Source organism: Faecalicatena sp. Marseille-Q4148 (assembly GCA_018228665.1).
Taxonomy (GTDB): Bacteria; Bacillota; Clostridia; order Lachnospirales; family Lachnospiraceae; genus UBA9414.
On record CP073692.1, the window covers coordinates 934,051 to 946,855 of the forward strand.

The 12,805-nt window shown below is 40.5% G+C and carries 6 protein-coding genes; all 6 read right to left on the reverse strand.

What is annotated here, in order from left to right; translation table 11 throughout:
- Positions 1-18 precede the first annotated feature (18 nt).
- Complete coding sequence (locus tag KFE17_04500; protein ID QUO33014.1) at positions 19-3,306, reverse strand: hypothetical protein; 3,288 nt, start codon at positions 3,304-3,306, stop codon at positions 19-21.
- Between the two features lie 97 nt (positions 3,307-3,403).
- On the reverse strand, positions 3,404-4,594 hold the full coding sequence (locus KFE17_04505) for an LL-diaminopimelate aminotransferase (protein ID QUO33015.1): 1,191 nt from the start codon (positions 4,592-4,594) through the stop codon (positions 3,404-3,406).
- Between the two features lie 33 nt (positions 4,595-4,627).
- Positions 4,628-7,810, reverse strand: a complete 3,183-nt coding sequence (carB, locus tag KFE17_04510; protein ID QUO33016.1) for a carbamoyl-phosphate synthase large subunit — start codon at positions 7,808-7,810, stop codon at positions 4,628-4,630.
- A complete protein-coding gene (gene carA, locus KFE17_04515; protein QUO33619.1) occupies positions 7,785-8,894 on the reverse strand; it encodes a glutamine-hydrolyzing carbamoyl-phosphate synthase small subunit in 1,110 nt (369 codons plus the stop codon). The genes carB and carA overlap by 26 nt, the downstream gene beginning before the upstream one ends.
- Complete coding sequence (locus tag KFE17_04520; GenBank protein ID QUO33017.1) at positions 8,881-10,524, reverse strand: CTP synthase; 1,644 nt, start codon at positions 10,522-10,524, stop codon at positions 8,881-8,883. Before KFE17_04520 ends, carA begins: the two co-directional genes overlap by 14 nt.
- 66 nt (positions 10,525-10,590) lie before the next feature.
- The gene (locus KFE17_04525) at positions 10,591-12,687 is read right to left on the reverse strand and encodes a glutamine synthetase III (GenBank protein ID QUO33018.1); all 2,097 of its coding nucleotides are present in this window, start codon (positions 12,685-12,687) and stop codon (positions 10,591-10,593) included.
- Between the last annotated feature and the right edge of the window lie 118 nt (positions 12,688-12,805).

Sequence of the window (12,805 nt, forward strand, 5' to 3'; positions counted from 1 at the left end):
TATTTCCCCTTCTCTTGATTAATATACCTGGAACAATTTATCTGCCAGCGCGTCTTCAAGCGCATACGACTGCATTGCTTCTTTCCTCTTTTCTTGAGGCAGAAGCGAGATTTCATTTAATTTCCCATATTTGCCTGCATGCGCCCATTTTCGTTTCACATAAGAACGCTTCTCCGTCGTTGTACTTCCATCTGCAGCAGTTTCCCGGAAATAATACCGAAGTCTTTCATCTTTATATAAAGTAAACTCTTTTACATAAACATTTTCATAAGTCGGAATCAGAATCTCTGCTTCAAAGCCAACGCCTTCCTGCTCATCTCTTACGATCTGATAATGAAGCTTCACTCTGCTGTCTGCATGTTTCGCCTTATACTGAATCAGTATCTTATCAAATAACTGAACTTCCCGAAGCCAGGCTTCCGGATATGTCAGATAGAATGGGAATACAAGTCCTTTCATACACATTTCCCGAAGCCATCCGAAGAGCTTTTCTTCCCGTCCCGCCAGATTTTCTCCCGAATAGCGCTTCAAAAGCGCAATCTTGCAAATATCTGCCAGTTCCTCTTCTGCGCCATATTCATCTTCCATAATCTGGAACACACATTGATCTACCATTCGATCCCGCAGCACATATTCCCGGCTGACAAATGCCAGGTACGCCTGCTTAATCCTGAAATAAGAAACTCCATCATAGTAGTCCTGAAAGATCTTCTCTTCGTGATACATTGCTTCTGAAAACAGCATCTGAGTTATAATCCGTTCTGCCAGTTTCTTTGTATTCACTTCATACTGCTTTGCTGCATACCAGAGGTCTTTCATATGTTCTGTCGGTCCGCAATAGAAATTCGCCAGATATGTCAATGTCACTTTATCGTACTGTCCTAATTCAAACAGTGTATAGCAGAGATAACTCAGAAAATCATCTTCTTCGTAATTCTCTTCCCGGATTCGTTTACTGCAGATACAGAAGACGTTTTCTTCTTCATATTGCTCCATTCCGTATTTGCGAAGGTTTTCAAATGAAAGTTCTCTTCCTTTGCGCTCTCTTCCTTCAACCTGAGTCGTATCATTGTAATGACGGCTCAACTCCAGGAATTTCTGTTCGTAAAACAAACGTATACTCTCAAACGGAATGGAATCCGCATAATGCCAGCCATTTTGTCCTTCCCAAACAATTCTGGAATCTTTTTGTTTTAAAAAAACAATTGCACCATCTTCCCGGTCATAGGCTGTCCGCTGACTAATTGTTCCATCTGCTTCCAGCACAAGCACATATTTCATTCCCGGCTGAGTTGTTGTCACAAGATACGCGTGGCAAATATCATAAAGCGCTTCCATTCGCTTTGGCGTCATGCCTTCTTCCGTAAAAAATCTCCGATAAATAATCCTTAATTCTTCACTGATCCTTCTTTTCTCCAACTGGTTCCATGCAAATGCTTCGATGCGCTCTCGATAACTTTCATAAACAGAACTATCTTCCGGTTCGTAAGTAATGATATTCGCATATAAAAGAGCCGCCTTCCTGTCATTCAGTGTGTTGCCATGCAGAAAATAAAGGTAGATTGTACGCGGTAACTTTCCACTCACTCTTTTCTCTTCCAGGCTAAACATATAATATTCATAAAGCTGTGCAATCTTCAATCCTTCTTCAATAGCCTTTTCAAACCAAATATGATAGCAGCTCTCCATATGCTGGCCTTTGATCAATTGGACACAGATTGCCTGCAAAATAGCAGGTATATGATACTTCTTATAGCATTTTACCAATAACCGATACAGGCTTTCGTCAAAATTCTTCTTCTGACATGCTAACTCCGCTGTCTGAACTGCCATCTCTTCGCCGCAGATCTGATATTTTACCGCAAAATTAACAACCTGGATTTCAAATGTGTTAAGCTGTTTTAAGCAGTCCGGACGCTCTTTTAAATACCGAAACGCCTGAAGATAAAAGATAAGGCTGTGCGCTCCATTTTCAAACTGCCTCTCCATCATCCGTATCTTAGCAGACGTATTTTCATAGACGCTATCGGTTTCGAGCAACATCATAGCAATACGCCAGTTATGCGGAAATTTGGTGTGGAGCCTTCGCATCTCTTCTGTTACTTTACGTCTTTGTTCCTCTTCCGGATCCAGCAGCAGCATCAAATACAAATAATAAAGCGCTCTCTCCGGAGTATGTCCAAGATCTGACTTCTTATAGTTGTAATGCTCCAGAAGCCATCTCGCTTCTTCTCTCTTCTCGCCAATCAGATATACATGGGCCAGCATCAATTGATAGATTTCCTGTTCCGGCGCCAGTTCTCTTAATTTCTGAAAACTATTTACCGCCTCTTCTGCCCAGATACTTTTCTCCATGCGTCCTGCCTCAACACCGAGATAGCCTTTCAGTGTCTGCGCCAGAATAAACTCTTCTTCTCTCTCTTTTCTTGGATTCAATAAAGCCTGATGTACTGTAATCTCACAGCAGATTTCTTCATACGGTGTATCCACATAAATCCGCCCATAATTATAGCCCTGGTGAAGCCCATCCTCCTCTATGATATACGGAAGGCTGCATTGATTCCCAACAAAATCATCTATTACAATCTGACTGCGCGCAACTTTCAAAAACTTCCCTTCTACACGCACATAAGCTGTCAGATGTCCCCATGTATTTTTCTCCAGATGGATCTCGTCTTTTGTCGCTTCTAATATATTTTCAAATTCACGTTCTTCTTCCTGAAAAGACAGAAAAATCCGTTCTTTCTGCTTCGTACCAACAAGAAATTCTTCCAACGCCTGCTCGCTCAAAGACCATTTGCGCATATTATCATACAGAGAATAAATCCATTTTTCCTCATATTTCAGTACATCATAAAACGCTCTGGAGCGAAACAAACGATGCGCTTCTCCGAAATCCTGATAGGCAAGTTCCCGAAACTCTTTCAATGACTGTATTTTCCCACAGGATGTCATGACAAACGGCTTCTCTACAATAGCCGTAAAGGTAAGTTCATACTCGCCTCCATTCGTCACAACAGTAAATGTTCCCCGTTCTACAAATCCCGGTTCCAGTCCTCGTCCATCATAGGTAAAATGAACTTCTACAGAAGCCCCTTCAAAACCTGATTCCACACAATTGATACGAAAAGAGGATGGATATACCAGCCCTCTGATATCTCCATCCAGACGGTTTTCTATGCGGAAGCTGCCCTGATATATCTCTCCTTCTCCAATCAGAAGTTCCAAATGTGTCTGTGGGAAATATATTTCCGGCCGCGAAATCTGAAAATTTCCTTTTGCAAATTGTTTAATCTTATTCTTCAAGATGCCACCTACTTTACCTGTTGCTGTTTACAAACTTTTATAAATAAGATTATAACATTATTCCAATTCAGATAGCAATACACTATCCAAGATTTTTCTATATGCCTGATTTTAGAAGTATCTTTAATCGTTTTACTGCTTCCTCCGTATCTTCCAATGATCCGAATGTAGAAAATCGAAAATACCCTTCACCACAGGCTCCAAAACCTTCGCCTGGTGTTCCTACAACCTGTATTTTGCAAAGTAATTCTTCAAAAAATTCCCAGCTTCCCATATCTTTTGGACACTGCATCCATATATACGGTGCATTTTTCCCTCCACAGTACCAAATTCCAAGTTCGTCCAATGCCCGCATAAAGCAGGCTGCATTTTTCTTATAAACAGCAATGTTTTCCCGAATCTGTTTTTGCCCTTCGTCTGTAAAAATTGCTGCCGCTCCCTTCTGAATAATATAAGATACTCCATTCGTTTTAGTTGTTCGGTTACGAACCCACATCTGCTGTAACTTCATTCCTCCCCGCACAAGTTTTTGAGGCAAAATTGTGTATCCACATCTTGTTCCAGTAAATCCTGCCGTTTTAGACAGAGAACATATCTCAATAGCACAGGTATCCGCACCTTCTATTTCAAAAATACTATGGGGAATCTTTTTTTCCTCTATAAATGCTTCATAAGCAGCATCAAATAAAATAACTGCATTTATCTCATTTGCATAGTCAACCCATTCCTTTAACTGCGTGCGATTATATACTGCTCCTGTCGGATTATTGGGTGAACACAAATAAATAATGTCTGCCTGTACTGACCAGTCCGGCATTGGAAGAAAATGATTTTCTTTTCCGGAAGGAACATGAATGATTTGATTTCCCGCAATGATGTTCGCATCCACATAAGCCGGATATGTTGGTTCCATAATTAGCGTTTTCTGCCCCGGTCCAAATAAATCTAAGATATCTCCCAGTTCATCGCTTGCGCCACTGGAAACAAAAACTTCCTCTTCCGAAATCGCTACTCCTCTTTTCTGATAAAATTGTGCAATATTATGACGCAGCAACGGATCTCCGCATTCTGGCATATACCCGTGAAATGTTTTCTTTTCTGACTGATCATCGACTGCCTTATGCAGTTCTGAAATGACAGCTCTACACAGCGGTAGTGATACGTCGCCAATTCCCATCCGGTACAAATATGTATCTGGGTTCTGTTCCGTGTATATCTTTATTTTTTGCGCAATATTATGAAACAAATAGGAGTCTTTCAATTTTTCATAATTCTTATTTGGTGTCATTGTTTTTATCCTTTCTCTTCTCTGATTTTAAACTTATTTAATCGGAGAAACATTAATCGTTATCTCTTCTAAAACATCCAGAATGACTTTAACTGTATCCAGAGATGTAAACATTGTCACATTATTTTCAATTGCCGCTCTGCGAATAGCCAGGCCATCTTCATAGTGAACACCTGACATAACTGCTCTTGTATTGATAACATAACTAATATGACCGTTACGTATCGTATCAAAAATTTCCGTGCTGTTTTCACTTGGTTTTTTTAGAATCCGAGTGCGAATCCCTTTCGATTTCAAAAATTCTCCTGTTCCTTTTGTTGCTTCAATATTAAATCCCATTTGGTAAAATCTGCGGATTAGACGCAGTGCTTCTTCTTTATCTTCATCTGCAAGGGTAACAAGGACTGTTCCATAGTTTTTCATTCTAACCCCAGATGCAATCAATGCCTTATACATAGCTCTTGAAAGCTTCTTGTCATAACCGATAGCCTCTCCTGTTGATTTCATTTCCGGAGACAAATATGCATCCATCCCACTTAGTTTTTCAAAAGAAAAAGCCGGTGCTTTCACATACCAGGTATGCCTTTCTGGTGGAGAAAGCATCTCAATTCCCTGTTGTTTGAGCCAAATACCTAACATCGCTTTTATCGCAATATCTGCAAGCGGATAGCCGGTTGCTTTTGACAAAAACGGAACAGTACGCGAAGAGCGCGGATTTACCTCGATAATTGATACCTCGGAGTTCTCATCGACAATAAACTGAACATTAAATAATCCAATAATCCCAATGCCAAGCGCAAGCTTTTTGGCATACGAAAGTATCGTGTGTTTCACTTTTTCAGAAATTCCAAAAGTAGGATAAACACTAATCGAGTCACCAGAATGAATGCCGGTTCTCTCTACCAGTTCCATAATCCCCGGTACAAAAACATCTCTTCCGTCACAAATTCCATCGATTTCTACTTCTTTTCCCCGGATATAGTGATCCACCAGTACTGGGGTTTCTTCATTCATCTGTACAGATGTTTCAAAATACAGGCGAAGCTGCTCCTCTCCTGAAATGATTTGCATTGCTCTTCCACCTAACACAAAACTCGGTCTCACAAGCACCGGATATCCTATCGTTTTTGCTGCCCGCAGTCCATCTTTCATATTAGTAACAGCCATTCCTTTAGGCTGAGGAATTCCGAGCTGAAAAAGAAGTTTTTCAAATTCATCTCTATTCTCAGCTCGTTTGATCGCTTTCCAGTCCGTTCCGATAATTCTTACGCCTCGCTCTGCAAGTGGTTTTGCCAGATTCACCGCTGTCTGACCTCCAAGCGAAACAATTACGCCTTCTGGCTTTTCTAGCATAATGACATTCATTACGTCTTCAGCACAGAGTGGTTCAAAATATAATTTATCTGAAATTGTGTAATCTGTTGAAACTGTTTCCGGATTATTATTAATTACAATCGCCTCATATCCTGCTTTCTGAATTGTTTTAACAGCATGTACTGTCGAATAATCAAATTCCACTCCCTGACCAATCCGAATCGGACCTGATCCAAGTACAATTATTTTTTTTCTGTTTTCAACTATAGATTCATTTTCCGTTTCATAAGTAGAATAAAAATATGGTACATAGCTCTCAAATTCAGAAGCACAAGTATCGATCATTTTATAAACCGGAATAACCCCACTGTCTTTTCTCATCTGGAATACTTCTTCTTCAGTCAGATTCCAGAACCTGGCAATTGTCTGATCTGAAAATCCCATCCGTTTTGCTTCATACAGTAATCTTTTTGTTTCCTCACCAGTTTTCTCCTTTAGCCTTCTTTCCATTCTTATTATATTTCTGATTTTTATCAAGAAAAACGAATCGATTCCTGTTACTTCCGCAATTTCTTCTACACTGCTCCCTTGTCTGAATAGCTGTGCCACAGCAAAAATCCTATCATCTGTTCCAATTTTTATGTAAGAAAGAAGTTCTTCTTTTCTCATTTTCTCAAACTTTTCCAAATACAGATGTGAAACACCAATTTCAAGAGACCGAACTGCCTTTAATAAACTTTCTTCTAATGTACGCCCGATGCTCATTACCTCTCCTGTTGCTTTCATCTGCGTTCCAAGTTTCTGATCTGCATCTGGAAATTTGTCAAACGGAAAACGCGGCATTTTTGTTACGACATAGTCGAGTGCAGGCTCAAACACCGCTGGTGTATTTACTAGTTTGATCTCATCCAGTGTCATTCCAACTCCGATTTTGGCAGACACCCTTGCAATAGGATAGCCACTCGCCTTTGACGCCAGTGCAGATGAACGTGAAACTCTTGGATTCACTTCAATAACATAATATTGAAAAGATTCTGGATCAAGCGCAAACTGAACATTGCATCCTCCTTCTATTTTTAATGCACGGATCAATCTCAATGCACTATCCCTAAGCATTTGATACACCCGGTCTGTTAATGTCTGTGAGGGACAGACGACAATTGAATCTCCGGTATGTATTCCAACTGGATCCATATTTTCCATATTACAAACTGCAATTGCAGTATCATTTGCATCCCGTATTACTTCATATTCAATTTCTTTATATCCCCGAACACTTTTTTCTACAAGTACCTGGTGGACTGGCGATATTTCCAATGCATGCCGCGCAAGTTCACGACACTGTACTGCATCATCTGCAAATCCTCCTCCAGTACCGCCAAGTGTAAATGCCGGTCGAAGAACAACAGGATACCCAATTTCTTCGGCTGCCTTTCCAATTTCTTCTACCGTTTCTGCAATTTGGGAAGGCAGTACCGGTTCTCCAATCATTTCGCATAATTCTTTAAATTGTTCCCTGTCTTCTGCACATCGAATACTTTTACTGCTGGTACCCAAAAGCTCTGTTTGACATTCTTTTAATACCCCTTTTTCTTCAAGCTCCATAGCCAGGTTTAATCCAGTCTGTCCACCAATCCCCGGAACGATTGCGTCTGGTCGTTCATATCTGATAATCTTCGCCATATATTCCAGTGTGAGTGGTTCCATATAAACTTTATCCGCAATTGCAGTATCTGTCATAATTGTCGCCGGATTTGAATTGCATAAAATCACTTCATATCCTTCTTCTTTCAGTGCAAGACAGGCCTGTGTTCCAGCGTAGTCAAATTCCGCCGCCTGGCCGATTACAATCGGTCCAGAACCAATGACAAGGATTTTATTCAAATCTGTCCTTTTTGCCATACTTGTTTTCCTCCATTTCCTGAATAAACCGATCAAATAAATACATACTGTCTCTAGGACCTGGTGCACTTTCCGGATGATATTGTACTCCAAAGACATGTTCTTTCGGACACGCAGCTCCTTCGACCGTACCGTCCAGAAGATTCACATGCGTCAGCTCAAGTTTCGTTCTTTTCAAACTCTCTGCATCCACCGCATAAGAATGATTTTGAGAAGTAATTTCTATCTTTCCATCTATAAGCCGTTTGACCGGATGATTTCCTCCTCTGTGCCCAAATTTCATTTTATAAGTTTTAGCTCCGTAAGCAAGAGATATGATTTGATGTCCAAGACAGATTCCAAAAATTGGATAGCGTCCCCGAAGCGTTTGTACAAGTTCTATAACCGATTTCATTTCTTCCGGATTTCCGGGACCATTGGACAAAAAAATACCATCCGGCTTTTCTTGCGTAATAATTTCCGCCTCCGTATTCCACGGATAAACAGTCAGGGCACAACTTCGTTGCTGCAGGCAGCGAACAATATTCTGTTTCATTCCACAGTCAATTACAGCTACATGATATTGATTTTCCACTAACGGATAGTATTCTATCTTCTTTCTACTGACAGACGCTACCGCATCTCCGGTAAATTGATAGCTTTTCAATTGCTCCATACATTCTTCTTTCGGCATACTGGCATCTGTTAGAAATGCTTTACAACTTCCATTGTTTCGTATTTTTCGTATAATCTGCCTTGTATCTACACCAGACAGTCCCGGGATCTGATACGCCTTCATTATCTTTCCCAGCGAAGCTTTGCTGCAAAAATTTGACGGTACATCATTATATTCCCGTACAACCAATCCTCCAATTGTTGGAATCGCTGTTTCATAATCTGTTTCCACCATTCCATAGTTACCAATCAACGGATATGCCATTACAACTGTCTGATACGTATATGAAGGATCTGAAAGAATTTCCTGATATCCTACCATCCCTGTATGAAAGACAAGCTCTGTTATTGTACTATTCTCACTTCCAAATCCTTTTCCGTAATATTCACTCCCATCTTCCAATACAATTTTTCTGTCAAATTGTTTCATCATTTTCTGCCACCTCTTCACTTCCTTCTTCTGCTTTTCGATTCAGTGCTGCCTGAATAAATTCCCGAAAAAGTGGATGTGTACGGTTCGGGCGGCTTTTAAATTCCGGATGAAACTGTACACCTATATAAAATGGATGTGACTTCCATTCTATTGCCTCTACAAGCCGGTCATCCGGCGAAGTTCCACTAATGATCAAACCTACATTACTAAGTATACTGCGGTACTCATTATTCATTTCATAGCGATGACGATGGCGTTCCTCAATATAACTTGATCCATAGCATTTTTTCAACACTGTTCCTTTTCGTATCCGGCAAGGGTAGCTTCCCAATCGCAGTGTTCCTCCTTTTTCAATACAATCCTGCTGTCCCGGCATAAAATCAATCACTTTGTGCTTACATTGTTCATCGAACTCACCTGAATTGGCATCTGTAATCCCAGCCGCACTTCTTGCGCAGGCAATTACAGCAATCTGCATTCCAAGACAAATGCCAAGATATGGGATTTTTTGTTCTCTGGCATAGTCTGCCGCAAGAATCATTCCTTCAACCCCACGTTCTCCGAACCCTCCTGGAACAATAATTCCATGAATTCCTTTCAGTGTTTCTTGCAAGTTTTCTTTTGTTAGATGTTCTGAGTCAATCCAATGGATACAAATATGTGTATGTTTCTCATAACCGGCATGCCGCATTGCCTCTGCAACTGATAAGTATGCATCACGAAGCTTTACATATTTTCCTACAAGAGCAATTTTAACTTCACCTGAGCGATTATGTATTTTTCGAACAAGTTCTTTCCATTCCTGCAGATCTGCTTCCTTTGTATGCAATTGTAATTCTCTGCAGACAACAGATGAAAAATTCGATTCTTCCAGCATAAGAGGCGCTTCATATAGATTAGGAAGTGTGCGATTTTCTATCACACAATCTGCTTTCACATTACAAAATAGTGATATTTTTTGGAACACAGACTCTTCCAGCGGACGATCCGAACGGAGTACGACTATGTCTGGATGAATTCCACTTCCCTGCAATTCTTTTACTGAATGCTGTGTGGGTTTTGTTTTATGTTCTTCCGAACCACTTAAATACGGAACAAGTGTTACATGAATAAAAAGACTATTCTCCCGTCCAACTTCTACAGCAATCTGTCGAACAGCCTCCAGAAACGGCTGGGATTCCATATCGCCAATGGTTCCTCCGATTTCTGTAATTACTACATCGGCATTCGTCTGCTTTCCAACACGATAAATAAATTCTTTAATTTCATTTGTTATATGCGGAATTACCTGGACGGTCGAACCAAGATATTCCCCGCGTCTTTCTTTGTTCAGCACATTCCAATAAACTTTTCCGGCTGTCAGATTAGAAAAACGATTCAAATCCTCATCAATAAATCGTTCATAATGGCCAAGATCCAAATCTGTTTCTGCCCCGTCTTCTGTTACATAAACTTCTCCATGCTGATATGGGCTCATTGTTCCCGGGTCCACATTAATGTACGGATCTAATTTTTGTGCGGCAACTTTTAGTCCACGCGATTTTAACAGACGCCCAAGTGATGCCGCTGTAATCCCTTTTCCAAGTCCAGACACCACTCCTCCGGTTACAAAAATATATTTTGTCATAAGTCTTCCTCTTTCTTTTCATTATTTATACGAAGTTTGTTCTCGCTGTCTAACCGCATTTATCCATTAACTTACGCCAAATAAAAGATCTCCGTAAGTTGGAAACGGCCAATATTTCTTCGCTGTCAATGTTTCAGCTTCATCGCATGCGACCCGAAGTTCACTCATTTTAGTAAGAAGTGTATCCCTAATCTGATAAGACTGTTTCAGCACACAGTCTGTCTCTTGAAGTTTTAGTAATACTTCCTCCAGTGCTTCTGTCCGTATTGCCATCTCATCTGTCAACACAGACAGTTTTCGGATCAATGTACTTTCGTAACGACATGCAAGTGCAGCATCCACTGTCCTTTTTAATGCTGCTGTTTTTGCAAGTTCCAGTGTGTAGGACTCTACTGCCGGGATAATCTCTGTCCGCGCCATATCTACCATTGTGTTTGCTTCAATAATAATTGTTTTGCAATAATTTTCGAGCATAATCTCGCATCTGGATTTTAATTCTGCTTCGGAAAACACCTTATGCGATGTCAGCATCTTCACATTTTTCTCATCAAGCAAATGTGGCATACAGTCTGGTGTTGTACGGTAATTTTTTAATCCGCGTTTTTCTGTTGCTTCCCAAATCCATGTATCATCATAACCATTTCCATTGAAAATAATATATTTATGATCGCGGATTGTTTTTTGTATCATAGCATGCAGCGTCTGTTCAAAATCCTTTGCCTGTTCAAGCCTGTCTGCATAGATTTTCAAGCTTTCTGCCACTGCACTATTTAGCATAATATTTGCACATGCAATACTATTTGATGAACCAAGCATTCGAAATTCAAACTTATTTCCGGTAAATGCAAATGGAGATGTACGATTTCGATCCGTTGTATCTCTCCGGAATTTCGGAAGAACATCAGCGCCGAGTTTCATCTGCATTTTCTCCGCACCTTCATAAGGGCGGTCATGTTCGATAGCCTCCAATATCGCGTTTAACTCATCCCCAAGGAACATTGATACAACAGCCGGCGGCGCTTCATTGGCTCCGAGACGATGATCATTCCCAGCCGTCGCAACAGATATTCTAAGAAGATCCTGATAATCATCTACCGCCTTAATAACTGCACATAAAAACAACAGAAACTGTGCATTCTCATGCGGTGTTTCTCCAGGCGAAAGCAGATTGACACCAGAATCTGTAGTCAGTGACCAGTTATTGTGCTTACCGCTGCCATTAACCCCTGCAAACGGTTTTTCATGAAGCAAACAAACAAGTCCGTGTTTTTCTGCAACTTTCTGCATCATCTCCATCGTAAGCTGGTTATGATCTGTAGCAATGTTGGTTGTTGTATAAATTGGTGCAAGTTCATGCTGTGCCGGAGCTACTTCGTTATGTTCTGTTTTAGCAAAAATTCCAAGTTTCCATAATTCTTTATTAAGATCTTCCATATACGCTTCCACCCGTGGCTTAATAGCTCCAAAATAATGGTCATCCATTTCCTGACCTTTTGGCGGTTTTGCTCCAAACAAAGTTCTTCCTGTAAAGCGCAGATCCTTCCTCTGTTCGTACATTTCTTTTGTAATTAGAAAGTATTCCTGTTCCGTTCCAACAGATGTATGTACGCATCTCACTTCATCATCCCCAAATAATCGCAAAATTCTAAGCGCCTGTTTATTAAGTGCTTTCATTGAACGCAGCAGAGGTGTTTTTTTATCAAGCGCTTCTCCCCCATAAGAACAGAACGCTGTTGGAATACAAAGTATCTTTTCTTTGATAAACGCATACGATGTCGGATCCCAGGCAGTATACCCCCTTGCCTCAAAAGTCGCTCTCAGTCCTCCTGATGGAAAGGATGATGCATCCGGCTCCCCTTTTATCAATTCTTTTCCTGAAAATTCCATGATTACTCCTCCATCAGGTGATGGAGAAATAAAGCTGTCATGTTTTTCAGCCGTAATTCCGGTTAACGGCTGAAACCAATGAGTATAATGAGTTGCGCCATGTGTAACAGCCCATTCTTTCATTGCTTCTGCCACCGCATTTGCAACGCCACTTTCAAGTTTTGCTCCTTCATCTATTGTTTTACGCAAAGACTGATATACATTCGCCGGTAAACTTGCTTTCATTACTCTGTCATCAAACACAAGGCTGCCAAAATATTCTGAAATCTGTTTCATAAAATCATCCTTTCTCTAAAAAACAACAAAAAAAGACGTCTCTGAGATCATAATTCTCAAAGACGCCTTTGCCTTCACGAAACGGATATTACACCCATTTATTTTATTTGTCAATCCC